The organism is Allohahella sp. A8, from assembly GCF_047946665.1.
Taxonomy (GTDB): domain Bacteria; phylum Pseudomonadota; class Gammaproteobacteria; order Pseudomonadales; family Oleiphilaceae; genus Allohahella.
On record NZ_CP172312.1, the window covers coordinates 4,227,585 to 4,253,382 of the forward strand.

The 25,798-nt window shown below is 55.9% G+C and carries 19 protein-coding genes; 14 read left to right on the top strand and 5 right to left on the bottom strand.

Annotation, left to right across the window (positions count from 1 at the left end; translation table 11 throughout):
* Positions 1 to 41 precede the first annotated feature (41 nt).
* Together ACH3PB_RS18960 and ACH3PB_RS18965 are read left to right on the top strand one after the other, a co-directional pair.
* Positions 42 to 512, top strand: coding sequence for a transporter substrate-binding domain-containing protein (locus ACH3PB_RS18960; RefSeq protein ID WP_416397029.1), 471 nt, complete (start codon positions 42 to 44; stop codon positions 510 to 512).
* Entirely contained in the window at positions 509 to 1,480 is a 972-nt protein-coding gene (locus tag ACH3PB_RS18965; RefSeq protein WP_416397030.1) for a cation transporter, read from the top strand. The genes ACH3PB_RS18960 and ACH3PB_RS18965 overlap by 4 nt, the downstream gene beginning before the upstream one ends.
* Before the next feature lie 31 nt (positions 1,481 to 1,511).
* On the opposite strand, the gene ACH3PB_RS18970 is transcribed toward ACH3PB_RS18965, so the two are convergent.
* Complete coding sequence (locus ACH3PB_RS18970) at positions 1,512 to 3,191, bottom strand: methyl-accepting chemotaxis protein (RefSeq protein ID WP_416397031.1); 1,680 nt, start codon at positions 3,189 to 3,191, stop codon at positions 1,512 to 1,514.
* Between the two features lie 230 nt (positions 3,192 to 3,421).
* Positions 3,422 to 4,555: an acyl-CoA dehydrogenase family protein gene (locus ACH3PB_RS18975; protein WP_416397032.1), complete on the bottom strand. Its 1,134-nt coding sequence runs from the start codon at positions 4,553 to 4,555 to the stop codon at positions 3,422 to 3,424.
* Between the two features lie 177 nt (positions 4,556 to 4,732).
* Here ACH3PB_RS18975 and ACH3PB_RS18980 point away from each other — a divergent pair, with 177 nt between their 5' ends.
* The 4 genes from ACH3PB_RS18980 to ACH3PB_RS18995 all read left to right on the top strand — a co-directional run bounded on the left by ACH3PB_RS18980 (position 4,733) and on the right by ACH3PB_RS18995 (position 10,127).
* Positions 4,733 to 6,772, top strand: a complete 2,040-nt coding sequence (locus ACH3PB_RS18980) for a PhoX family protein (protein ID WP_416397033.1) — start codon at positions 4,733 to 4,735, stop codon at positions 6,770 to 6,772.
* Between the two features lie 120 nt (positions 6,773 to 6,892).
* Positions 6,893 to 7,849, top strand: coding sequence for a CAP domain-containing protein (locus ACH3PB_RS18985; RefSeq protein ID WP_416397034.1), 957 nt, complete (start codon positions 6,893 to 6,895; stop codon positions 7,847 to 7,849).
* Positions 7,850 to 7,956: 107 nt separating this feature from the next.
* Positions 7,957 to 8,622 carry a DUF6436 domain-containing protein gene (locus ACH3PB_RS18990; protein ID WP_416397035.1) on the top strand — a complete coding sequence of 222 codons (666 nt, stop codon included), beginning with the start codon at positions 7,957 to 7,959 and terminating at the stop codon, positions 8,620 to 8,622.
* Positions 8,619 to 10,127, top strand: coding sequence for a methyl-accepting chemotaxis protein (locus ACH3PB_RS18995; protein WP_416397036.1), 1,509 nt, complete (start codon positions 8,619 to 8,621; stop codon positions 10,125 to 10,127). Before ACH3PB_RS18990 ends, ACH3PB_RS18995 begins: the two co-directional genes overlap by 4 nt.
* Here ACH3PB_RS18995 and ACH3PB_RS19000 read toward each other — a convergent pair.
* Positions 10,119 to 10,613, bottom strand: a complete 495-nt coding sequence (locus ACH3PB_RS19000) for an Lrp/AsnC family transcriptional regulator (RefSeq protein WP_416397037.1) — start codon at positions 10,611 to 10,613, stop codon at positions 10,119 to 10,121. The genes ACH3PB_RS18995 and ACH3PB_RS19000 overlap by 9 nt on opposite strands.
* A 226-nt stretch (positions 10,614 to 10,839) precedes the next feature.
* On the opposite strand from ACH3PB_RS19000, the gene ACH3PB_RS19005 reads away from it, so the two are divergent.
* Positions 10,840 to 12,546, top strand: a complete 1,707-nt coding sequence (locus tag ACH3PB_RS19005; protein WP_416397038.1) for a 2-isopropylmalate synthase — start codon at positions 10,840 to 10,842, stop codon at positions 12,544 to 12,546.
* A 19-nt stretch (positions 12,547 to 12,565) separates the two neighbouring features.
* Here ACH3PB_RS19005 and ACH3PB_RS19010 read toward each other — a convergent pair whose 3' ends face one another.
* Both ACH3PB_RS19010 and ACH3PB_RS19015 read right to left on the bottom strand, forming a co-directional pair.
* Positions 12,566 to 13,075, bottom strand: a complete 510-nt coding sequence (locus tag ACH3PB_RS19010) for a peroxiredoxin-like family protein (protein WP_416397039.1) — start codon at positions 13,073 to 13,075, stop codon at positions 12,566 to 12,568.
* 88 nt (positions 13,076 to 13,163) lie between these two features.
* On the bottom strand, positions 13,164 to 14,135 hold the full coding sequence (locus ACH3PB_RS19015) for an Rpn family recombination-promoting nuclease/putative transposase (protein ID WP_416397040.1): 972 nt from the start codon (positions 14,133 to 14,135) through the stop codon (positions 13,164 to 13,166).
* Between the two features lie 268 nt (positions 14,136 to 14,403).
* Between ACH3PB_RS19015 and ACH3PB_RS19020 the strand changes: the two genes are divergently transcribed.
* The 7 genes from ACH3PB_RS19020 (at position 14,404) to ACH3PB_RS19050 (ending at position 25,723) form a co-directional block, all read left to right on the top strand.
* The gene (locus ACH3PB_RS19020) at positions 14,404 to 17,019 is read left to right on the top strand and encodes an ExeM/NucH family extracellular endonuclease (RefSeq protein WP_416397041.1); all 2,616 of its coding nucleotides are present in this window, start codon (positions 14,404 to 14,406) and stop codon (positions 17,017 to 17,019) included.
* Positions 17,020 to 17,206: 187 nt separating this feature from the next.
* Entirely contained in the window at positions 17,207 to 19,228 is a 2,022-nt protein-coding gene (locus tag ACH3PB_RS19025) for a bifunctional metallophosphatase/5'-nucleotidase (protein WP_416397042.1), read from the top strand.
* Positions 19,229 to 19,381: 153 nt separating this feature from the next.
* Positions 19,382 to 21,334 carry a diguanylate cyclase gene (locus tag ACH3PB_RS19030; protein WP_416397043.1) on the top strand — a complete coding sequence of 651 codons (1,953 nt, stop codon included), beginning with the start codon at positions 19,382 to 19,384 and terminating at the stop codon, positions 21,332 to 21,334.
* 139 nt (positions 21,335 to 21,473) lie between these two features.
* Positions 21,474 to 22,997, top strand: coding sequence for a DUF4331 domain-containing protein (locus tag ACH3PB_RS19035; RefSeq protein WP_416397044.1), 1,524 nt, complete (start codon positions 21,474 to 21,476; stop codon positions 22,995 to 22,997).
* A gap of 13 nt (positions 22,998 to 23,010) precedes the next feature.
* The gene (locus tag ACH3PB_RS19040; protein WP_416397045.1) at positions 23,011 to 23,244 is read left to right on the top strand and encodes a hypothetical protein; all 234 of its coding nucleotides are present in this window, start codon (positions 23,011 to 23,013) and stop codon (positions 23,242 to 23,244) included.
* 113 nt (positions 23,245 to 23,357) lie between these two features.
* Entirely contained in the window at positions 23,358 to 24,590 is a 1,233-nt protein-coding gene (locus ACH3PB_RS19045) for a tetratricopeptide repeat protein (protein WP_416397047.1), read from the top strand.
* The gene (locus ACH3PB_RS19050) at positions 24,587 to 25,723 is read left to right on the top strand and encodes a HupE/UreJ family protein (RefSeq protein ID WP_416397048.1); all 1,137 of its coding nucleotides are present in this window, start codon (positions 24,587 to 24,589) and stop codon (positions 25,721 to 25,723) included. Before ACH3PB_RS19045 ends, ACH3PB_RS19050 begins: the two co-directional genes overlap by 4 nt.
* Positions 25,724 to 25,798: the final 75 nt, after the last annotated feature.

The window sequence follows — 25,798 nt, forward strand, 5'->3', positions numbered from 1 at the left end:
ACCCAAGCCGCAGTAGTCACTGATGTTGAGGTCCAAGTCCGATGACCAGAAAACACAGCCTCATATATCTGCAGCTTGCGTCAGTCCTTCTCACACTAGCCGCCTGCACGATGCCAACGGACCCTGAAGACACCTACCAGCGGGTGCATAAGGGTATACTGAGGGTTGGCCTGACCGAGCAGGCTCCGTGGGTCATCATTCATGAGGATCGTTATTCCGGCACTGAGGTGCAGCTTGTCGAGCGCCTCGCTGAGCAACTGGACGCAGAAATCGAATGGCAGGAAGGCTCCGAAAGCGTTCTCCTCGAATCGCTTGAACGCAATGAGCTGGATCTGGTGATAGGTGGATTGAAGAAATCCATACCATGGAAAACGGTAGCCTTCACCAAGCCCTATCTGGTGCAAGGCGAAAACGAGCATGTCTTGGCCCTTGCACCTGGTGAGAATCGCTGGCTACTGGAGCTGGAAAAGTTTCTGAATGGACCGACCGTGGAGGCGATAGTCGAGCCATGAAGCAACGAGGAACCGGGTTTGAATTTCCTGCTGAGCAGACTGCCGCGCTTCTAAAAGCCCGCCGCCTGGAGTGGTGGACAATCGCCTACCTGATCTCCGTCATCGTACTGATGTATTTCACTATGGGTTCATCGCAGGCCATGAAAACCGCCTGGATGGAGGACATGCTGAGCCTCATTCCGCCGATTGTCTTTCTCACTGCCAGTCATTTTGCGCACAAGCCGCCAGATGCCCGCTTTCCGTATGGCTACCACCGGGTGGTGTCCATCGCTTTCCTCTGCGCTTCGTTAGCTCTGTTTACGATGGGCGCCTTATTGCTCTACGACGCTCTGAGCAAGCTCGTAATGCAGGAGCATCCCACCATAGGTGGCATGACAGTGGCTGGTACGACCTTCTGGCAAGGTTGGCCGATGTACCCCGTCCTGTTATGGGGAGCCATTCCGCCGTTTTTTCTGGGACGAGCGAAAATGCCGCTCGCCAATACTATTCATGACAAGGTTTTATATGCCGATGCCGACATGAACAAGGCCGACTGGATGACAGCTGCTGCGGCAATGGTTGGCATCACAGGGGTAGGGCTCGGCTATTGGTGGGCCGATTCGGTAGCTGCGGCTGCTATATCCGCCTCTATCCTGCGGGATGGTTGTGGCAACCTGAAGCAAGTCGTTCTGGATCTTATGAACGAGTCGCCGGAACAGGTCGACCGTTCAGGTCGCGATGATCTACCGAGCGTAGTAAACCGCCATCTCAGACAACTGCCGTGGATCGATGACGTGCAGGTGAGGATGCGCGAAGACGGCCACGTCTATTTCGGGGAGGCCTTTGTGAGCGTAAACAATGATGAGCAACTGACGCAGAAGCTACATGAGGCTACGATAAGCTGCCGTGAATTGAACTGGCGCATCCACGATATCGTGCTGGTGCCAGTCGTGTCTCTGGACGCGCCCATCGGCACCCTCAAAACCTGAGGGCGCCGGACGGGACGTCCGGCAAATCAAGCTAGTATTGGAACTGCCTTAGAGCTTTCGAGAGCGTCATACTGACCTGCGAAAGTTGATGCGTCGTGTCTTTTGTTTCTTCGGCATGAGAGCCAATTTCTTCGCTTTGCTGGCTCAGGTTGACCAGGTTTCGGTCGATGCTCTGTACGGCCTGACTCTGCTCCGCTGTGGCTTCAGCAACATGCTGGTTGATCTCATGCATCCGTGCGAACGCATTATCGATATCCTGAAGTGCGCTCCGACAGATTTCGATCTTTGCTATAGAGACTTCGCTGCCCTGCAGACTAGAGCCAATCTGGTCGACAGCCTTTTGAGCATCAGACTGAAGATTGATCACGACTTCCTGAATTTCTGTGGTGGAAACACTGGTACGTTGTGCCAGGCTGCGAACCTCATCAGCCACGACAGCGAATCCGCGTCCCATTTCGCCTGCTCTGGCTGCCTCAATAGCGGCATTGAGCGCGAGCAGATTGGTCTGCTCGGAAATTCCACGAATAACATCAAGCACAGAGCCAATAGATTCAGCACGTGATGCCAGCTTGTTGATGACGCCACTGGCACTGTTGATACTGTCGGCCAGTGACCCGATTGCGCTGACTGAGTCTCGCATGGCGTTCTGGCTATCGACGGTAAGCTGGCTGATCTGCTCAGCAAGGTCAGCGGCAGTCTTGGTGCTTTCCTGAACGCCGTGAGCGCTGGCACTCATTTGACTGGTGGCGGTTGCGACCTGAGCAGTTTCGGCCTGCTGTCTCTGCACGTGACTGGCCAGTGCCAGGCTACCAACTTCACTGCGATTCGCGGCCTCCTCCAGCGTTTCAGTTGATTCACCCAATCGTCCAATCAGCTCACGGAATTTCAGGAGCATTCGATCGAAAGCGATCGTAATAGTCTGCAGCTCATCTGCATGTTGGTAGTTCAATGGCTGGGTGAGATCGTTGTCTCGCTCGATGCGGTTGATAGCCTTGCTCAGTCGCTGGATTAGTTTCAATACAGACTGAAGGAAAGCCCATCCGAGAAGCGGTGCCATGATTAAGAGGATGACCATCGTAGCGAGACTGGTGGTTATCGTATCATCGACGGCCTGGTGGATAGCCTCACCGCCGGATGCGACTTGTCGGCCGGCTGTCTCAAGATCCTTGCCAGCGCGCAATATTCCCTGGGCCATGTCCTTCCTGACCTTTTGATACTCTTCACGGATCTGGCTGAGCATGGCACTGACCTTGACGGCTTCACTACGGGAGGCTTCTGCCATCGACCGCGCCATCAGGGGCATGTCGTCTTCATAGAATTTGAACATGCGCTGCCCGAGTTCCTGATACTTATCAAGAACCGCCTTTATTTCCGTTATTTTTCCCTGCCTGGACGGATCAATCTCGCCAATGCGGTCGATCTGTGTGGCAATCATCGCTTTCGTATCGTTGGCCTTTTCGAATGCTTCATATTCGGAGGTCAGCGCTGCGGTGAAGTGAAGGTACTGAAGCTCACTGAGTGTGAGCTGAATTGCGTTGATCAACTGAAGGCGTTCTTCCAGAGCGAACTGCTCTTCCACCAGCTCGTTCTGCTTTTGAATTGCGGTGTTCTGCTGCTGGATGCTCTGCATCTGAGTATCCGTATTCTGCCCGATGTTCTTGATGCGTTTGTTCACGAACAGGGAGGAGGAGATGAATATGATCAGTAACAAGGCAAAAACAGTGACTATCTTTGCTCTTAGGGTGTGAAGTAATTGAAGACCGCCCAACATGCAATTTTTTCCAGCCAGATTAAGTGCGCAAAGTTGTAGCTACAACTCGGGTAAGCCACGGAAAGTGGCGAGGTATTGTACGTGAAAATCAGTATAGTCTTGAGGTGCAGCGGGCGTCGGAAAGATATTGTTACTGAGTGTTGCCGGTAAATTCTGTCGTGAATGAGGCTTCAAAGCCCCAACTGTTTGGCTATGATTTCATTCATGATTTCGCGAGTCCCCCCGCCAATAGACAGGATTCTTGAGTCCCTGTACAGCCGCTCCACCAGCGTACCGCGCATGTAACCCATACCGCCAAAGATCTGTACCGCGTCATGGCTGACCGAATCGGCGGCGTCAGTAGCCAGGTTCTTGGCTATGGAGATTTCCTTCACCGGATTCTTGCCCGCCTGAATGAGTTCAGCCGCGTAATACGTGTATTGTCGCGCAACCTCTACCTTCGAAGCCATGTCCACCAGGGTATGCTTCAGCACCTGAAAACGGCTGATCGGCCGGCCGAAAGCCTGACGTTGCCTGGCATAGGCAAGGGCTTCGTCATAGGCCAGCTGAGCGGTCATGTAACCCATGATGGCGAGCGACAGACGCTCCATCAAAAAGTTAGACATGATGGCGATGAAACCGGCATTCTCCACGCCGATGAGATGATCGACGGGTACAAGACAGTCGTCAAAGAACAGTTCTGCAGTATCGCTTGCCCACCAGCCCATTTTCTTCAGTGGCTGGCCCCGGGTGAAGCCAGGTGTATCACGATCAACAACCAGCAGACTGATCCCACCGTGTCCTTCACCGCCAGTTCGTACGGCTGCTGTATAATAGTCGGCGCGGATGCCGCTGGTGATGAAGGTCTTGCTGCCATTGATGCGGTAATGATCGCCTTCGCGTACAGCTCGTGTCACGAGATTGGCGACATCAGAGCCGCCGCCAGCTTCGGTAATTGCCAACGCGGCGATTTTCTTTCCAGCAATTACCTCAGGCAAGATGCGCGCCTTCACGGCGGGCTTCGCCCATTTCGCGATCGGTGGCAGCGCAATATCAAGTGAGCCGAGACCTGCGACAAGCCCTCCCGAACCAGACCGCATCAGTTCTTCGGAAGCAGCAATCTTCATGAATATGTCGTGTTCGCCACTACCGCCCCAGCGCTCTTCGTAGCCGATTCCGAGTATGCCGGCCTTACCGGCTGTCTCATACAGTGAGCGTGGAAAACTGCCGGCTTCCTCCCAATCGTTCACTGAAGGCAGGATATGCCGTTCGACAAATCGTCTGACTGTGATTCGAACCTGATCATGGGATGCATCGAATGGCATGGCGGGGGGTTCCTTGTCGGCAATTGAAACTGAGCGGAGCTTATCAATCGCCTTCTTACCAAGCAAGCGCTTGGTTTGTTGCTGTCAGAAAATTGTCACATTAGCTCAATCGAACTGTAACTTTCGGTTCCTACTCTTGCGTCTCAATAAATTCGATAACGCCAGTCGGAGCCGTTCATGAGCAAGGCAACCTTTGATCCAAAGACTTATAACCTCAGCAGCAACGAAGCTTTTGCGACGGTGTTGCAGAAGCACCTTTCGCGACGCAGCCTGATCAAAGGTGGACTTGGCGTTGCCGGGATGTCCCTGCTGTCTGGCTTCGGCCTGAGTGGCTGCAGTGATGACGACAAATCTTCAGCAGCACGCGGCACACTTGGCAGCAGCAGTGAGACTCTTGGTTTTCAATCCATTCCCGGATCAAGAACCGATGCGGTTGTCGTCCCTGAGGGCTACAACGCCAGAATACTTGCCCCATGGGGAACGCCACTGAACAGTACAGCTCAGGCCTACCGGCCTGACGGCACCAACACCGCCGTTGACCAGGAAAATGCGGTGGGTATGCATCACGATGGCATGCATTTCTTCCCGATCGATGGTAGCTCTACGGATGGGCTGCTGGTCATCAACCATGAATATATCGATGAAGATGCGCTGCACCCTGATGGGCCCACCATTGATCCTGTCACTGAACTGCGCACCAGTGCCGAAGAGATTCGTAAGGAGATCAATGCTCATGGTGTCAGCGTAGTGCGTGTGCAATTGATCAATGGTGAGTGGCAGGTGGTCGCGAATGATCCACTGAACAGACGATTCACTGGCGCGACAGAGATGGACATTGCCGGCCCACTGGCGAATTCCCCGCTCCTACAGACTCGCTATTCGCCTGCGGGCGATGTGACCCGTGGCACTTCCAACAATTGTGGCAATGGTTCAACGCCCTGGGGAACCTATCTGACCTGTGAGGAGAACTGGCCCGGGTACTTCATGAACTCGGCTGCCAGTCGCCCAGCCGATCAGGATCGCCTTGGCATACCTAACGATGGCACTCGCTATGGCTGGCACCACCTTGCGGGCGACCCATCCGAAGTCGACCAGGAATTTGCGCGCTTCGACAATACACCAACAGGCGCATCGGCACTCGAAGACTACCGGAATGAAGCCAATGGCTTCGGCTATACGGTCGAGATCGACCCGTACAATCCGACGGCAAAAGCCGTGAAACGCACAGCGCTTGGCCGCTTCCGACAGGAAAGCAGAACGTTTGGTCCGCTGGTCGAAGGCGAACCGGTAGTGAGCTATGCCGGGCATGACTCCCGCTTTGAATATATCTACAAATTCGTTTCAGATGCGCTCTGGACAGCGGCCGATGCAAACCCAGTCGATCGTCTGGCCACCGGCTCGAAGTACATGGATGCAGGCACCTTGTACGTGGCCCGTTTCAACGAGGATGGCACCGGCGATTGGCTGCCATTGACGCTCGATAGCGTCACTACTGACGGCCAGACACTTGGCAGTCTGTTTGCAACGCAGGCTGACATCATTCTCAATACCCCGGGTGCCGCCGACGCTGTGGGTGCCACGCCTATGGACCGTCCGGAGTGGGTTGCAGTGGACCCGGTCAATGGCACCGTCTATTTCACGCTCACCAACAACAGTGATCGCGAGACGGCCGCAGCCGTCAGTCCGAGAGTCGGCAATGAGTTTGGTCATATCGTTCGGTGGAATGAAGACGGCATAGACCGCTTCAACTGGGAAATCTTCGTGTTTGGCGCGCCTGCGATTGCCGATGCTGACACCAATCGATCTGGCCTGACGACTGCCAACCAGTTTGCCAGTCCAGATGGCCTGATCTTCGATGGTCGCGGCATCATGTGGATACAGACGGACAACGGTGCGGAAGCTGTCACCGAACAGACTAACGACCAGATGCTCGCCGTTGTGCCTTCCAGACTGCGGGATAGTAACAATGACCAGCGCGTGGTGGATGCTTCCAACCAGGATGAGCTTCGTCGCTTCTTCGTAGGGCCTAACGGCTGTGAAGTGACTGGACTGGCATTCACCCCGGATCACACCACCTTTTTCGTCAACATCCAGCATCCGGGCAACTGGCCGTTCAGTGATAATGCCGCGGAGGCTGCACCTGAGGGCGTAACGGTAAGACCGCGGGCGTCTACAGTGGTCGTTCGTCGCAACGATGGCGGTCCTATCGGCGTCTAACTACAGCGGAAAGCTGGACCAGATCACAATCTGATCAAAATCCGCAGCAGTTGGTCAGACACAGGAAATGCCAGGCCTATACTCGATACATGAGCTGTTTTTCATCTTCGAGGATAGGCCTTGTCGAACATCTGGATCAAGAAGCTGAGTACGCTTGGCGTGCTGGTTATATTTCAGTTACTTGCGGCATGCGGTGGTTCGTCTGGGAATGGATCTGGTGCAGTGTCGCCAGCAGAGCCTGGGGAGGGCTCAGGTAACCCAGCCGCACCAGGCGGTGAGAGCAATGCTTCCACCGGCACTTTCTCGGTAACATCTTCCAGTCCCTCTCGCGACAGCACAAACCGAGCGCTCGATTCAGTAGTCAGAATCCTTTTCAATCAACCACTTATCGACAGCACAGTCGTGAGTCAACATGTCAGCTTGAGTCGGAACGGCGTCGCGACTGTTACGGCCCTGCAGTACGACAATACCGAACATGCGATCACGCTTATACCTGCTGCAGCGCTGGCACCTGATACGCTCTACACCGTCTCGCTATCCGCTGGCTTGATGGCTGAGAACGGCGAGTCGATGAAGTCACAGAACTGGACTTTCCGCACCGCAGGAAATGTTGGCTCAACCAGCCAGGCTACGATCGATAGCTGCATGAGCGATACTGATCTCGAGATGCTCGATGCAGTGAATAGGGCGCGTGCGGTGACGAGATCCTGCGGAAGCACCAACTACAATGCTGTGCCTGCGCTCAGCTGGAATTGCCAGCTCGATACCGCCGCGAACAGGCATGCCCGCGATATGGTCAACCATGATTTCTTCAGTCACACCGGTAGCGATGGTTCCAGCATGGGCGGCCGAATCAGCGCCGCTGGCTACAATTGGAGCGCTGCTGCGGAGAACATTGCTGCAGGGCAGAGTAGCGTGACTGCAGTGATGAATGGCTGGCTAGCCAGCGATGGCCACTGCCGCAATATCATGAGCAGCAGCACTACCCAGCTTGGCGTGGCTTTGGCCATAGCCGACCCAGGCACCACCGCCTACGGCCGCTATTGGGTGCAAAATTTCGCGCGTCCTCAGAACTAGAGGCGGGGCGGAACACCGGCTCGCCTGAATTTAACGGTCTTCCGCAAGCAGCCTGACCCGCCTCGTCTATACTCAGGTTCCATAGTCCTGTTTATAGCTGCGAAGCCATGGCTGACGCCTCCCAATCCTGTTCCAGAATACCCGAAGCGGAAAGGCACCGCCGCTTCAGGCTGACCCTGCTGATAATGGTCTGCTGGCTCATTGCCGTCGGCGTCGCCCTGTATCACTTCGAGTTTCAGCCACTGAGACCGTTTCAGCCCTCGGCCTCATCTGACCTGCCAGCCTACCCCCCAGGCCTCGCGACTGTATTGCCCGCCGCCCCGACCGGGCGGCCTACCATCGTTCACATTCTTGATCCGACCTGCGATTGTCTGCGCTACACCAGATCTCATCTGACTGCGCTGCAGAAGGAGCCCGACTTTCTCGAGGCCGATCATGTTGTCGTTAGTGCTCCATTGCCTGATCAGAGCGCTCTGCAACCGCACGAGTTAATCGGAGCCGCTCAACACATCCGCAGCGCCATGCTCAATGTGCCACTGCGAACGCCAGCAGTTGCCATATTCGATGCACAACACAATCTGTCCTATTACGGGCCCTACAGTCTTGGTCCTGCCTGCGGGCGTGCCGGCGACACGATTATGCCGGTCCTGGAAGCCCTGCATGAGGGCAGGGCTGCGCCTGATTACGATCTTGGTGGTCGGACCTGCTACTGCGATCCGCCGCAAAACCTGCTCACAGCATCTATCAGCGCCGGAGGCGCCCGTTCAGAATGACTATTGAAATCAGTACGCAGCTTCGAATCAAGATGATGGCTGCCGACAAGCTCATGTTCCGGATCCTGTGTGGCCTCGTGCTCTATTCGTTGGCGCTAGCGCCGGTTCACTCCACCTGGACGCCAGCCTTGGTGATCAGCTTGCTGACGCTTGGTGGCGTGGCGGCGATACGTTCGCTACAACCAGGTGAGCAGTTGAGCCGAATTGCGCTGGGCCTGTCCTTCATGATTATGACAGCCTTACACGTGCACCAGTTGCACGGCATGATCGAGGCGCACTTCGGCTTTTTCATGTTGCTGGCTATCCTGCTTTACTATCGGGATTGGCTCACGATCGTGGCTGCGGCTGCACTGGTGGCCGTTCATCATGTGCTGTTCTACTGGTGGCAGTCCAACGCGTCAGCGGTGTTCGTTCTGGAAAACCCAGCTGCTGGTTGGGGGGTCATCTTCATGCATGCCGCCTATGTGGTTGTCGAAACCGTCATTCTGGTGATACTGGCTCGTACACTGATGCAGCAGGAGGCGTCTGCAACCCACATCCAGGAAGCCGCCAGCCACATGGTGTCAGGTGAGTCCATCGATCTTAGCTATCGCTGCCCAAATGATGTGGGGCATCTCACTGACGCCTTTAATGGTTTCCTTGGCAAACTTGAAAGCAGCCTGAAAGCGACGGGTAGTGAAGGCGAAAAGCTTTTCGAAGCGCGCGCGGACCTGCAGGAGTCGTTCTCCACTCTGGACAGCCAGACCCGTCGTCAGCAGACACTGACGGCGGGCATCATGTCAGCCATAGAACAGATTACCGGGGCCGTCGAAGCGATTGCCGCCAATGCGGAAACTGCTTCGGAAACAGCCAGCCATGCTGAGTCGATTGCAGGGCAGAGCACGCAGTTGGTGAGCCAGAGTCGCAAGCGTCTTGACGATCTGGAACGCGCCATCGATAGCACACTTCATTCCATCACTTCGCTGGATGCTTCGGCCAAAACTATTGGCTCGGTTGTGGGGGTCATTAAGGGTATCGCTGAACAAACGAATTTGTTGGCCCTGAACGCAGCTATCGAAGCGGCCAGAGCCGGTGAGCAGGGGCGTGGGTTTGCCGTCGTGGCCGACGAGGTGCGAAGCCTGGCATCAAAGACGCAGGTCTCGACGGGTGAAATCGAACGCATGATTGCGCAGCTGCAGACCGGTAGCAGACAGGCCGTCAGTGATATGGCCTCGAGTAAGGCTACCGTGACTGACTTCGCGGTAGTGATGCAAACCATGACCGACAATTTCCAGGAAGTTGCCCAGCGCATTCATTCACTTGGAGATCTCAGTCATCAGATCGCTGAGGCAACGCGGCGCCAGAAACAGGCGAGTGATAAGATCAGCCGCTCTGCCCAAGACGTCACCAGCCATGCCGGTGACAACATCGCGGCCCTGGAGCGCCTGGCTCCAGTCATTCGCCGCGTCGACGGGGTTGCCGGTGGGCTACAGCACCACCTGAAAAACTTTCGCTATTCAAGGTAAATAGCTGAGTGGAAGACTCGTCCTGTCCAGTACCCGCTGCAGGACGAAGCTCGAATGCACCCCACTGACGCCAGGTATGCGGGTGACCTTGTTCAGAAGAAAATCCTGATAGTGGTCCATGTCCGGAATGGCAACCTTTAGCATATAGTCCGCTTCCTGCCCAGTGATGAGATAGCACTCCTGCACCTCCTCCAGTACCTCAATCTGCTTCACGAACGCTTCGAAGCGCTCAGGCGTATGTCGGTCCATGCTGATGAGTATGATTACCGTGAGTGATAGGCCAAGCTTCTTCCTGTCCAGCAGCGTGACCCGACTAAGTATGACGCCCGCCTCTTCCAGCGCTCTGACCCGTCTCAGACATGGTGAAGCCGACAGGCCCACCACCTCCGCAAGCTGCTGGTTGGTCAGACTCGCGTCGGTCTGCAGCGCTGCCAGAATACGTCTGTCGATGCGGTCGAACTTATGGATTGTCTTGCTTTGAGTCATTTATTGCGCCTGCACCCCACTATTTGGGTGATTAATTGCTGAATAGCTTAATAATAGCCGATATTGGCAATTAACAAGCGCGTGAACTCGGTTATAGTAAGTGCCATCGGATCCGCTGCGAGCTTCCACAAGAGCGAACCAGCAGAAGCTTCACAAGAGCATTTTCATCCGGTGAGGGGCCTGGCCCCTGCTTATTCAAATTCGCTGGAACAAGGGACACTCGGGTATGGCATTCGATCATCGTAAATATCAGGCTTTCAAGCCTGTAAGAAAGACAGACCGCAGGTGGCCAGATAAGGTCATCGAGCAGGCGCCACTCTGGTGCTCTGTCGATCTTCGCGATGGCAACCAGGCCCTGGTCAACCCGATGAATGTAGAGCAGAAAACACGGCTCTTCGAACTTCTGGTCAAGGTCGGCTTCAAGGAAATCGAAATCGGCTTCCCTGCAGCGAGCCAACCCGATTTCGACTTCTGTCGCAAGTTGATTGACGAGGATCGCATCCCGGACGATGTGACCGTGCAGGCACTCACCCAGGCGCGGCCCGAGCTTATAGCGCGGACTTACGAAGCGCTGGCTGGCGCGAAGCGGGCGGTTGTGCACTTGTATAATTCGACCTCCACCGTGCAGCGTGAGCAGGTCTTTCAGCTCGATAAGGCTGGCATCAAGGCTATTGCAGTGCGTGGCGCTGAGTGGGTGCTGGAGCATGCGCAACAGCATCCCCATACTGATTGGACCTTCCAGTATTCGCCCGAAAGCTTCACCGGCACAGAGCTTGATTACGCTGTCGAAGTGATCGATGCCGTTTCTGCCGTCTGGCAACCTCAGAACGGTCAGCGGATGATCATCAATCTGCCAGCGACCGTCGAAATGGCCACACCCAATGTCTTTGCCGATCAGGTGGAGTGGGTATGCGAGAATATGCAGCACCGTTCGCATATAGAAATCAGCCTGCACACTCATAACGATAGAGGGTGTGGCGTCGCTGCGGCGGAGCTCGGTGTCATGGCTGGCGCGGACCGCATCGAGGGGACGCTGCTGGGCAACGGTGAGCGTACCGGTAACATGGATATCGTCACCATGGCCATGAACCTGTATTCACAGGGCATTGATCCGAAGCTGGACTTCAGTGATATGGCTGAAGTCATCCGAACCGTCGAAGCGTGTACTGAGATCAGCACCCATCCACGCCACCCATACGCAGGCGAGCTGGTGTTCACTGCGTTCTCTGGCAGTCATCAGGATGCCATACGCAAGTGCCTCAGCCGCTATCAGGAAGGTGATATCTGGCAGGTGGCTTATCTGCCAATCGACCCGCGCGACCTGAACCGTCGCTATGAAGAAGTAGTGAGGATCAACAGCCAGTCAGGTAAGGGCGGTGTTGCCTATGTGATCGAGCAGAGCATGGGCATCACCCTCCCACGCTGGGCGCAGATCGAGATGAGCCGCCTGGTACAGCTGGAAACAGAGCGCAGCGGGAAAGAAATCTCAGTCGCGGCAATCAAGGCGGTCTTCGAAGATAACTTCATGGCGGTCAATGACGACTGGATACTGCATGGCTACGATATTCATCGCACGGACGAAGGCGTTCTGGCGGAGCTCGAAATTGGTAGTGGGCAGAAGCTGCAGGGTAAGGGGCATGGGGTAATAGAGGCCGTGGTGGCGGCCATCCAGAGCCGCTACGAACTCGCCATTAGTATCGAGAACTATGATGAGTTTGCCATCGGGCTTGGCACAACGGCGCAGGCTATTTGCTGCCTCCGCCTGAGGAGCGCCAGCGCTCACGGTGTGGGTCACCTCTGTAGTGCCGCCGCCATAGCCGAGGACACAACGTCGACTGCTATTCAGGCCCTCTTAACAGGCGCCAGTCGCCTGCAGCGACAGATAGCGGCAGCAAGCAGCACACAAACACCGGCAGTCGCGCTGTCGGTGTAGTCATGCGGTAAGGGCTGTGTCAGGCCTCGCCACGAGCGGGATAGTTCTTCTCTACCACGAAGTCGATGGCCTTGAGCAGGTCATCCAGCGATGGTCTGGCAAACGGCATGCTCTGCACCGAAGAGGCGTAGATGGTGTTATCGGGCCTTATCAGATGTAGGCCTGGCTCGCTGAAGCGCTCCGGCTCCTTGTCGCTGATCGACTCGGAAATGTACAGATCCCACCCTCTGGCCGCGGCTTCGGTGAGGCCGTAACCCACAGTGAGTTGTTTTAGACCCCATTCCTTCACCGATTGTTCAGCCCTTGCCTTGTCATCCATCGAAATGGCGATGACATTGACACCACGGCTACGGTAATCGTCCAGCTTCGTCTCAAGCGTCTGTAGATAGGTCTTGCAGACCGGGCAGTGAAGGCCACGGTAGAACACGAGCATCGTAAAGGTATCCGGCTGCTGCTCAGCCAGTGTCCAGTGCTTGCCTTCTACCGTGTCCAGGCGTAGGTCAGTAGCCTGCATGCGGGGTTGAGTCATCTCGTTCTCCTTTCTCAGATTGCCGTCGATACAGACTTCATACGTGCTGGGAAAGAAATTGAAGCATTAGACAGCGTTGCTGCTCGTTTCAGTCCAACACTGCGGCAAGAGAATCTGCATCCAGCACACGATCCAGCCATACTTCCAACTGGACCAATGTTGCTGTATCTATCTGCTGTAGCACATCGGCTGGCAGTTCACCGAAACGCTTGGTGAGCTGCCGCTTCAGTGTTCGTGCCTCGCCAAGTTCGATGCCGCGCTCCAGCCCTTGTTCCAGTCCTTCCTTCAAACCAGCTTGCCGATGCAGGTGGCTCCACTCCTTCACTCGTTCGCTTAGCATGGTATGCATCTCCGTTAGATCCTGAATTGCGGTCAGGCCCTCGCCGAGTCCCGGTACGCGGCTGAAGCGATGGGCAAACAGGGCCGCAAAAGCACTGCGCAGATCGGTGTAGTGCTCATCATCCAGCCGTATGACCAGCTTGCCAATGACGTTGATGACGCGGGCGTCGCTCTCTGCCATTTCCGCCTGAATGAGCGCTGCGGTCAGGTTGTCCAGGCGCTCGAGTTCCTGATGAGTATACCTGTTTTCGTCAATCAGGAGATACTTCAGGTCGGGCTGATAGCACCGTAGCCCCTCTGGCATGGATTGGACAAGCTCGCTCAGCTGTTGAGCGGCGCCCCAGGGCCGTTCGCCATTATACAACACCATTGGTAGCACAGGCGGCAGTTGCTTATCCTCCGGCAGCTGCCGGGCTTTGATGAGATCCTGGTACAGCAGGCCCACATAGGTGAGCAAGCGAACTGCCATGAAACGGTCCACCGTCGACTGGAACTCGAGCAGCAGGTACACATACAGCCATTCCTGCCTGAAGCGAACGCCCCAGACAATATCATCGGCTCGTTCGCGCATATCATCCGTAATGTAGCTGTTGTTCAGTTTCTCGAGCGTGTCGAAGTCGAGATCGCCCACCCAGTCGCCAGGCACAAAGTCCTTCAGCAGATCCCGAACCATCTCTGGATTGGAAAACAGCCGTTTATAGATGTGATCGTGTGAGCCCATGCATTCCCTGCTGGTTTTGAAGTAACGAGACGTCACAGAGTAGCGAATTGCAGCGTGTCGGGACAGCTGTCATTGAGTGGGCGATCCAGCCTCGGGAAAAAAAGCGATTACCCTCGCTTTGGGCCGTCACATGAACCAGACATCCAGAGAAGTGGGATGAAAAAATGGTCTTCTAAATCCAACTGTCATCTTACTGTTATCTTCTGTCGCCAGACTGTCCTGCTCGCGCCTTAGTGGCAAGATTCAGAATCAAATACAGGCAGTCACCATGAAAAAGACCACTCATCTGGCATTGCGGCCTCTTGCCCTTGCCGTTCTCCTGGTACAGGCGGCAGGCGTTTCTGCGGCAGACGATCTCTTCTTTTCCGAGTACGTCGAGGGCTCGAGCAACAACAAGGCGCTCGAAATTGCGAACACGACAGATGCCGACATCGACCTGGCAGCCTACGAAGTGCAATTCTTTTTCAACGGCTCGCTTACAGCCGGCACCACGCTCAACCTGACTGGCACGGTCGCCGCTGGCGATGTCTTCGTGATCGCTTCGTCAGCTGCCAACGAAACGCTCCTCGGTCTTGCCGATTTTATAAGTGGCGCGAGCTTCTACAATGGCGATGACGCCATCACGCTGTTGAAGGGTGGTGCAGTCGTGGATTCCATCGGACAGATTGGCATGGATCCAGGTAGTCAGTGGGGTGATTCGAATGTCGGCACTCAGAACCAGACGCTGCGTCGCAAGAGCAGCATTGAGGTTGCAGATAACGATCCTACCGATGCCTTCGATCCGTCGCTTGAGTGGGATGGTTTTGCGCAGGATACCTTCGATGGCCTGGGTGTCGTCGAAGGCAGCGAGCCCGGTGATGGCAGCGGCGGTAGCGTAGAGGCCGGACAATGCGGTGACGCTGCGACGCTCATCCACGCCGTACAGGGCAGCGGCGATAGCTCACCTTTGGTCGGTAGCGCCGTAATCATCGAAGGTCTCGTAACCGCAGTTCGTGATGACGGTTTCTTCGTCCAGGAAGAAGTGGCCGATGAAGACGGCGATGCCGCGACTTCCGAAGGTATTTTCGTCGTGGCCGCGCAGTCACCTGCGGCTGGCACTATCGTTCGCGTAGCGGGCACAGTTGCCGAGTTCTTCGACCGTACCCAGCTGGCCGAAGTCAGTGATGTCGTGGACTGTGCTATTACGGCTGAAGCCTCCACGGTTGCCATTGCATTGCCGCTACAGGCAGAAGGCAGTCTCGAGTCGCTCGAAGGCATGCAGGTGCGGGTATCGGATCTGAGCGTGTTCGACATCAACAATATCTGGCGCTTCGGCGAGATTGGTCTCAGCAACGAAATCAAGCGTCAGCCTACAGACGTGTACGCTCCAGGCACCGCTGAGTACACAGCGCTCGTGGCAGCCAACGCGCAGAATCAGGTCTATGTGGAAGACACCAGTTCGGCAAGCTTCCCAGCTGAAATCAGCTACTACACGCAGTTCAGTTATGACAACACGATCAGGGTGGGTGACAAGGTCTCTGCTGCCGGTCCGCTCAACTTCAGCTTTGGCAAATACAAGATCAACCCGACTGAGCCCGTCGTGGTCATGGGCAGCCGAGAGCCGCTGCCGGAGCTCCAGTCAGGTAATCTAACCATCGCCAGCTTCAACGTCTTGAACTACTTCAACGGTGAAGTGCTCGCGGATGGCACAGTTACCTTTGATTTTGCGGCCAACCGGGGGGCGGAAAACGTCGAGGCTTTCGAACTGCAGCAGGCCCGAATCGTCGATGCGATCAGGAAGCTGGATGCCGATGTCATCGGTCTGATGGAAATCGAGAATGATGGCTATGCCGAGAACAGTGCCATTCAGGCGCTCGTCAATGCCATCAATGCCGACCTTCCCGAAGCTGAACAGTTCGCTTTCGTAGCCACAGCCGACGGTGGTTTGCTCGGCAGCGATGCCATCGCGGTAGGTCTGCTGTATCGCCCGGCTGTGGTCACACCGGAAGGTGCTGCTGGCCAGATTCCTATGCCGGTTCAGACACTGGAAAACGGTAAGCTGGTGCAGATGCGTACGGCGCTCGTGCAGAGTTTTGCGCATCAGGAGAGTGGCGAGAAATTTGCCGTTGCCGTCAATCACTTCAAGTCAAAGGGTTCTCCGTGCCTGGAAGACACCAGGGCACCAACCTTGATCGATTCGGCTCAGGGCAGCTGTAATGCGCTGCGAGTCTCCGCGTCGATCACACTGGGCGAGGCGCTGAAGTCTGCAGACCTCCCCGAGCGCATCATGATTCTCGGCGATCTCAATGCCTATAGTGCCGAGGACCCACTTGCAGTGCTCACAGGATACGATCCGCAGGCACGTGGCTATACCATCATGACCGCTGCGAACACAGCGGCCGATGGCGGCGCCGCTGTCGAGGTGACTGAAACTTTCGGCTACACCAATGTGGCCGAGCAGTTCGATCCTGATGGCTTCTCGTACTGGTTCTTCGGCAGCACCCAGGTCGGTAGTCTGGACCATATACTGGTCAACGATGCCATGCTCGAAGACGTTATCGATGCCGCACATTGGAACATCAATGCGCCGGAGCCTTATCAGTTGCAGTATGATCAGGCCCTACGTTTCTATCCTGATGCCAATGGCTACAGCTTTACTGGTGTAGGACCGTATCGCAGCTCGGATCATGATCCCTTCCTGGTGTCACTGAACCTGCAGGCTGCCACGCCATCCACACCGGTCGGTGATTTCAACAAGGATGGTCGTGTGACCGGCAAGGATCTGGCTGCGCTTGTAGGCCAAATGTATCGCAGGGTTACCGATGCCAACGCAGCGTTCGACCTCAACAGTGATGGCAGGATCAATTTCAAGGATTTCATCGCCTTCCTGCGCCTGCTCCGTTAACGCGCCGTCAATTTTAACGTTAATAGTGAAGTCAATCGCAAGGTGACCTGACAAAGCCTCTTCGGAGGCTTTTCAGTTTCCGTCATCGAATCGTCACAAACACGCAACAAAATCGTCACAAGTCAGCTCCACACTCGTCGTTTTCGTGAATCATCCGATTCGCACTACAGTCTATATGGAGTTGACGATGGACTACCCGAATTTCAGAACCCTCGGTCTGAGCGCGCTGCTCCTGGTAGCGTTGAGCGCGTGCAGCGATGACGACAAAGACGACGAGCGCCCAGCTGCGCCAGATTCCGGTGAAACGGCGGCTTTCACGCTGCAGCTCCTTCACGTGGCAGATATCGACGGCTCGAATGCTGATGCACTGGCGAATGTCGGCAGCTTCGCCGCCATTGTGGATGGACTCAGAGCAGCGTATCCAGAGAAGACACTATTCGTGAGCTCGGGTGATAACTTCATTCCCGGCTCACGTTACGTAGCCTCAAGTGATGACTCGTTTTCAGGTGTGCCTGGCGTTGCCGAACCCGGCAACGGCCGTGCGGACATCGCGTTTCTGAATGCCATGGGCGTGCAGGCTTCAGCCGTGGGCAACCACGACATGGACGCCGGTCCTGGCAACTTTGCGGCCCTGCTGTTGCCTGATGGCAACTATCCCGGCGCGAATTTTCCCTACCTGAGTAGCAACCTTGATTTTACCGCTGACGCCGACACAGCACCACTCGTCGTCGCTGATGGTCAGGCAGCAGCGTCCATTCCGAACTCACTGGCGAAATCTGCAATCGTCACAGTCGATGGTCAACGCATCGGCCTCGTCGGTGCCACGACGCCAACTCAGGAAGTCATCACCTCCACGGGCGACGTCACCGTACTGCCTGCCAGCGATGCCATCCCGGAACTCGCAGCAATTATCCAGACCTCGGTCGATGCACTGACTGCCAATGGTGTCGACAAGATCATCCTGCTCGCGCATATGCAGCAGATTGCTGTCGAAAAGCAGCTGGCGACCCTGCTTCGTGATGTGGACATCATCGTCGCCGGTGGCTCGAACACCTTGCTGGCAGACGAGAACGATCGACTGATGGCGGGCGATGTCGCCGCTGACGATTACCCGTTGTTCTTCAGATCGGCAAGCAATCAGCCGGTCGCGCTTGTGAACGTCGATGCCGACTATAAATACCTTGGTCGACTGGTCGTGGGCTTCGACGCCAACGGGGTCGTGATCGAAAGCAGCGTGGATGCCGCCGAAAGTGGTGCCTTTGTCGCCGACGCTGAAACTGTTGCTGCAGTCAACGGATCGGCAAACGCCACTGTGGACGCTATCGTGCGCGCTGTGAACGATGTGTTGCTGGCGAAGGAAGGCAATATCCTTGGCAACTCCAGCGTCTACCTGAATGGCCAGCGCAGCTCGGTGCGCACGGAAGAGACCAATCTCGGTAACCTGACTGCCGACGCCAACCTGTTCTATGCCCAGTTGCAGGATCCCTCAGTCGCCATCTCCTTCAAGAATGGTGGCGGTATCCGTTCGGATATCGGCACGTTCTTCTTCCCAGCTGGTTCCACCGATCCGGCCGACCTGACCTATGTGACCACACAGGCTTTTCCGGCTGCTGGCAAGGCCGCTGGCGATATCTCGCAGTTCGATATCGAAAGCGCGCTGGCCTTCAACAATGGCCTTACCCTGATCGACGTGACTGCACAGGAGCTGAAGGATATTCTTGAGACAGCCGTGAGCGAAGTCGAAAACGTCAGTGGCGCCTTTCCTCAGATCGGCGGCATGACGCTCACTTACGATCCTTCAGGTACCGCGCAGGCAGTCGATGCAGCGACCAGTGCCGTCACGGTTCCGGGCACGCGCGTGCGATCACTGACAGTTGGTAGTACGCCAGTCGTGACCAATGGTGTAGTCGACAGCGGTACCGGGCCATTCCGTATGGTCACGCTTAACTTCCTCGTCAATGGCGGCTTCGGTGTGGCGGTCAGCAACAGCAACCGCGTTGATCTGGTGTTCGACGCCGCAGTGCCCACCAGTATCGATATGTCAGCAGCAGATCCAGGTGCGGCCATGTTTGCAGACACCGGCAGTGAACAGGATGCGCTGGGTGAGTATCTCAAGGCGACGTATCCTGACGCGAACACACCGTTCGCTTCGGCGGACACGATTGCTGATTCGGCTGCCACGGATACCAGAATCCAGACCGTGCAGTAACACTACAGCACAATTTTCCACAATCAGCGCCAGGGCCTGCCCCTGGCGCTCTGCGTTGATATTCCCCCTACTGGAGCAATCTGACACCACCCAGCCGACGTTCAGTATATTGCTACACTAATGTACTAGTTTAAGTTTTCTGGGTGTACGCGGTTGTCAGTTCTAACACAGCAACATTTTCCTGGCTCGAAGGCCGGTCGGCTGAACGTCGCCCTGTCCATTTTGCTGTGCCTCCTGTTCAGCCTCCTGTTCAGCCATCCGGCAATGGCTGTAGTTCCGGTAATCGACCGTGGGCAGGGAGTCTTCGAGCTCGATGGTCGGGTCAGCTTCCTTACGGGGGCAGGGCAAGACAGCTCGCTTGATCTGGTGGCGGGTCAAACGGATCTGCCATGGCAACAACACGAGAGCGAGGGTGCGCTCAGTTTGCGCTATCAGCAGGATCCGGCATGGGTGCGCCTGAAAATAGTCAATGAGCAGGCCGTGATGGCTGATTACGTACTTGAAGTGGCTTGGCCGCTCATACCCAAGCTCGATTTCTACCTGCTTACTGACGAAGGTGTTCGGCATCAGATGGGTGGACAGCTCGTCGACGAGTCACTGCAGCCGCTGGCCCATCGTACAGAGCTGTTTCCTTTTCAGCTAGCACCAGGTCAGACAGGTACTGTCTACCTCAAAGTGGTCTCCGACGGTACGATACTGCTACCGTTGTCCCTCTGGTCACAGGCGGATTTTTTTGAATACGACAGCAGTATCGACCTGCTGCTGGGCCTGTTCTTTGGCGCTATGCTGGTGATGGCGCTTTATAATGTTTCATTGGCTGTGCTGACACGGGACGCTGCCTATCTGTCTTACGTGCTCTATGTGCTAGCCCTTGCCGCTTTCCAGGCCAATGTAACCGGTATCGGCGGCTTGTACATCTGGCCTGACTGGCTTGAGTTCAAGCTCATGAGCTATGGCATTACCTCCGGTCTCGGCTTTACGACAGCCACCATATTCACAATCCAGTTTCTCGAGCTGCGCAGAAACAGTCCCTGGCTTTACCGGATATCGCTCGCCATTCTGGTTTTCTGGGTTGCGGTTGTTCTGCTGACCCCATTCCTATCGAAGTCTCTAATGGGGGCAGTAGGATTTCCGATGGGGCTGTTGTCGTGCCTGTTCGCCTGGACAGCCGCAAGCTATCTGGCTTTCAGGGGGCATCGTTCAGCCCTCTACTTCGTCATTGCCTGGAGTTTTCTCATTGTTGGTGCGAGTTTGTATATCGCGTCTATGGCCGGTATCGTGCCGCGCACGCCCATCACCGAGTACGCACAGGCGATTGGCTCGCTCATAGAGGTGGTGCTGCTGTCATTCGCGCTTGCCGAGCGAATAAATCGAAGCAATGCGGAGCGTGTCGCGGCGCAGGCGGCTTCGCTGAGTCTGGCCAGTCAACTCGCAAGAGAGCGGGCTGAAAAGATCGAAGCTCAGGATAAAGCTATTGCCATGCAGGTGCAGGCCACGGAGGTACTCGAAGCCAAGGTGCAGGAACGCACGCAGGCGCTGAGTCAGATGAATAGCGAGCTGGAGAAAGCCAGTCAGACCGACGCTTTGACGGGCATCGGTAATCGGCGCTACTTCGAAGCAGAGTTCGCGCGCCTGCTGAAGATCTGCAATCGAGCGGAGCAGCCGCTCACCCTCATGTTTATCGATGCCGATCACTTCAAGCAAATCAATGATGGCTACGGTCACGCGGTAGGCGATGAATGTCTTCGCCAGTTAGCTACAAGTGTTCAACAGAATCTGTGCCGGGCAGGGGATCTGCTTGCCCGCTTTGGTGGCGAGGAATTTGTTGTCGCTCTGCCGATGACAAGTCCCGATATAGCTTTGGAACTTGCGGAAAAAATGAGGCAGCGGGTTGCTGAGCTGGCAGTGCCGGTATCGTCAGCCGACGCCGATGAGCCAGTCGGTGTCTGTCGGTTTACCGTCAGCATCGGCCTCGCCGGATGGGTGCCACAGCAGCATGAGAGCTCCGATAAGTTGTTGAAGGCGGCCGATGCCATGGTTTATCGAGCAAAAGCATCTGGAAGAAATCGCGTTGAAGTCCTGAGCGACTGCGATAAACCCGCCTGACAACATTCATATTAACTACATTTTTAAAATCTGTAACCTTTCTGGCTTATCCCCGTAGTTCTAATTGGCTCCAGTGAACAGCCCGTCTTCTCTGGCTGCGCGAGCCCAACCAATTACACTGCTAAAAGCAGGGGGATGAATGAAAACAAAACTATCAAACCTGGGTTCTTGCACCGCGGCGGCAGCCCTGGTGTTGTTGAGCGCCGGCACTCAAGCGTCCAGTCACCGTGAAGCGCCGAACATTACGAAGATGCCGAAAGTCGATGCCACTGACTTCTACATGTTCAGCAGCTATGAAGCTGGTCGAGAAGCCTACGTCACCATTCTCGCCAACTATATTCCACTGCAGGATGCCTACGGCGGGCCCAACTATTTCACCATGGATCCCGAGGCTCTGTACGAGATACACATCGATAATACAGGCGATGCAGTTGAAGATCTGACCTTCCAGTTCAGGTTCGATAACAGCCTCAAGGGCACCAATGGTGAAGGTGTCAAGGTTCCGGTCGGCGGTACTGAGGTAGCTGTGCCCCTGCGTAATATTGGCGGAGTCTCTGCCGGCAATGATACCAATCTCACGACCTCGGAATCGTATACGCTCACGGTCATTGAGGGTGCACGTCGTTCAGGTGCTGCTTCGGAAATCATGAATGGACCTGCCGGTTCTATGAGCTTCACCAAGCCCTACGACTATGTCGGTAACAAGACATTTACCGATCAAGCCACCTACGAAGCCTATGCTAACCAGTACATCTATGAAGTAGACCTGCCGAACTGTGATCTGGATGCCAAAGTATTTGTTGGCCAGCGTCAGGACCCGTTCGCAGTGAACCTCGGCGAAGTTTTCGATCTGGTCAATTTCGTGCCGATTGACGGCCCTGGGGGCATTGCTCAAAGCACCGCCAACAACGATCTTGCCGACAAGAACGTGACTACGCTCGCATTGGAAGTGCCTAAAGCCTGTCTCACTGGCACTGGTAACGGCAATATAGGTGGCTGGACTACAGCCAGCCTGCAGCAGGCCAGAGTACTGAATCCGGCGCCAAGCTTTGAAAAGCCTGAAGTGAATGGTGGTGCCTGGGTGCAAGTCTCACGTCTGAGTAATCCACTGGTGAACGAACTGGTCATCGGTCTGCCAGACAAGGACCTGTTCAACGCAGCCGCCCCGACCCAGGACGGTGCACTGGCCACCTATGTGACCAACCCGACCCTGCCGTTCCTGCTGAATGTGTTGTTTGGCAGCAATGCTGTTGCGCCCACGAATATTCCGCGTGATGACCTGGTTGCGGCGTTCCTCACAGGCTTCCCTGGCGTCAATCAGTTAGCTACCGTCACGCCTTCGGAAATGATCCGTCTGAATACGACTATCCCGGCTACGCCAGTAGGTAGTCAGCAGCCGCTCGGCGTCGCTGCAGGCGATCTTGCAGGCTTCCCTAACGGCCGTCGCCCAGGTGATGACGTCGTCGACATTGCATTGAGGGTCGTGATGGGAGCCTTGTGCCATGACTTGCCACTGCCTGGTCCGACGAACCTCGGCTATTGCATGCCGGCAGATGCACCTTCAGGCACTACGCCTTACACAGATGGCGCACCAGTCGACGCGACGATGTTCACAACGACCTTCCCCTATGTGAACACGCCGATCCCTGGCTCACCAAACTGAGAGGTATAGCTGTATGAACAGACTCTATCTGCTCCCGTTGTTGCTGTCGGTTACCTTGGTGACTGGCTGCGACGTCTTCGACGACGATGACAAGAAGCGGCGACCCGCTGCAAGCGGCGAAATCGGCTTCACTGCGCTGTTCGATGACGCTTTCGCGCGCGATCCGAATGGCGAGCCAGTCACCATCAATGATCGAACCATCGAAGACGACTCGAACGAGTCAACCTTCGATAATTACCTGAACTGATTCACGTTCAGGGCCAGGGGCAAGCCGCAAGGTTTGCCCCTTCCCTCGCTACCCATTACCCGTTTACTTTCCCATCTCTAACGCATGCCCGGTAAGGCTCCAGGAATGTCAGCATGAAAACGACGCTACGAAATGATGGTCGCTCCGCCACCATGAGCTTTATCAGATTATGCCTGCCCCTGAGTCTCCTGCTCACGTCAGCCTGCAGCGACAAGGGCGGAGTGGCCGGCAATGCGGCCTTTACCCCAGAAGACCCCAATTTCATAGTCGTGGCAGCGAACGAGTTGCCTCCCCGGACTGACCAATCGATAGACCAGTCACCACAGCGGCTCGATGCACTCATCGACGAGGCCATCAGCAAAGGTGATGACCAGCGCGATCCGCGTTACTACGGCTATGCCGAGGGCATGGTCCGCCAGCGCCTGCAGCATCACGCCGAAGATGTTGCACTCTTGCTAACGCTGGCCGATCTGCTGCAGAAGCAGCACGCATTCGACGAGGCACGGCGAATATATGAGCAGGTCATCGAACTTGCGCCTGCCAATCCACAAGCCTACCTCTCATCGGCCATGCTTGCTCGACAGCGTGGCGACTTCAAACAAATGGAGCGCTTCTGTAAGCAGCTCGTCACCCGCACTACGGCTGAAATAGCTGCAATCTGTCTGTTTACCGCCCAAGGCCTTCAGGGCAGGCTGGAGAGCAGCTACCAGCGCCTTTCCGTTCTTTTTGACCGACCGCTGTTGCCTGTCATCCTGGGCTGGGCCTTGCAGGAAGCAGCCGAAATGGCGCAGCGCCTGGGTCGATATGAGCAAGCTGAAGCACACTGGGGCGCAGCTCTTGAGGTTTCGAAAGGCAGTGTTCCGCCAGCTGAACTGTTGGCAGCCATTGCTGACTACTATCGACACCGACAACAGCCTAGCGAGATCATTACTTTGCTGACGAATGAGACAGAGATGCCCGCACTAGCCATGCGTCTGGCAGCAGCCGAAATTGCGCTCGCGACAGCCAGCAATAACAATCCTGACGCCCTCCGCGCAAGCTGGATAGAGCGACTGCAACCATGGCTCGAGCTCTGGACCGTACGAGGCGAGCAGAGCCATGGTGGAGAGCTCGCCTTCTACCTGTTCGCCGTGAAGGGTGATGCCGCTGCGGCTCTTGCCCCAGCTTTCGAGCAATGGTCTGAACGCAAGGAGCCACAGGATACCTTGCTACTGCTTGAAATCATCGCATCGCTCGAAGTGGAATCCGAAGAGTCCCGGCAAAGCCTTCGTGCTGTACAGGCCTGGCAGAGGCAATCTGCTTATGAAGACCAGAGACTCCTGTCTCTTCTGGAGTCAGGATCATGAATCGCCTGTTTTCGATACTGCCGCTTCTGCTGATCTGCTGGACCACACAGGCTCTGGCTCATCAGCCAGCCTCCAGTTACATATTGCTGCAGGTCGACGAGTCTGAAGCCTCTCCACTTGCCCTGAGCTGGCGAGTTCACGTTCGCGATCTGGCGGCCGCCGTTTCGATGGATGACGATGGTGATGGCGCGGTGAGTTGGCAGGAAGTTCAGCGGGCTGAGACTGAGATCCAGAACTTCTTCCGGCGCAGTGTTCGCATACGATCGGGGAGTATGGTCTGTAGCCCGGAACAGCCACCGCCATTGGCCTTGCGGAAGCTCTACGATGGGCTTTATCTATCACTCGATATGCCATTGACGTGCGACCTTGCGGAAACAGTCACCGTCGAGGTTGACGCCTTTTTCGAAGCCGATCCCCTGCATAGGACCATCGTAAGTCTGATGAACGCCGGCGTGCCCATATCCCAGCAGGTTCTCGCTTCGGCGAAGGACGTGGCCAGCTTTGAATCCGCCGCTGCTTCAACGAAAAGCTCGGGCACCTTCACGACTTTTGTTTATCAGGGCATCTGGCATATAGCGATAGGGCTCGACCACATTCTTTTCGTGCTTACACTCTTGCTCAGTGTCGTGCTGGTCAAGACTGGGCATGCCTGGCAGCCAGCCCGCTCCAGCCGACCGGTGCTCCTGCAAACCCTCAAGCTGGTCACGGCATTCACCGTTGCTCACTCCATCACCTTGTCGCTGTCGGTACTCGGCTGGATTCAGGCCTCTGCAATCTGGGTGGAATCCATCATAGCGCTTTCGGTTGCTGTAGTTGCGCTGAATAATATCCGACCGGTATTGGCTGAGCGACTATGGATCGTAACCTTCATGTTCGGCCTCATCCATGGGCTTGGTTTCGCAAGTGTGCTACTGGATCTTGGATTGCCTGCTAGCGCTCGCGGCCTTGCGCTTCTGGCGTTCAACATCGGTGTAGAACTGGGGCAGCTGTTGCTGGTGGCGCTTGCTCTGCCGCCTCTGCTGAGGCTTCGACACCTGCCAGCCTACACACGTTGGATCATGCCAGCATTGTCCGTGATGATCGCAATCATGGCCGGGTACTGGGTTGCTGAACGGACAGGGCTGATCAACTAGCCATCCGGTGCCTCATCGCGACGCATTTCACGCTGATTAAACCGGCAATGTTCGGGGGCTCTGCTACGCTTAACA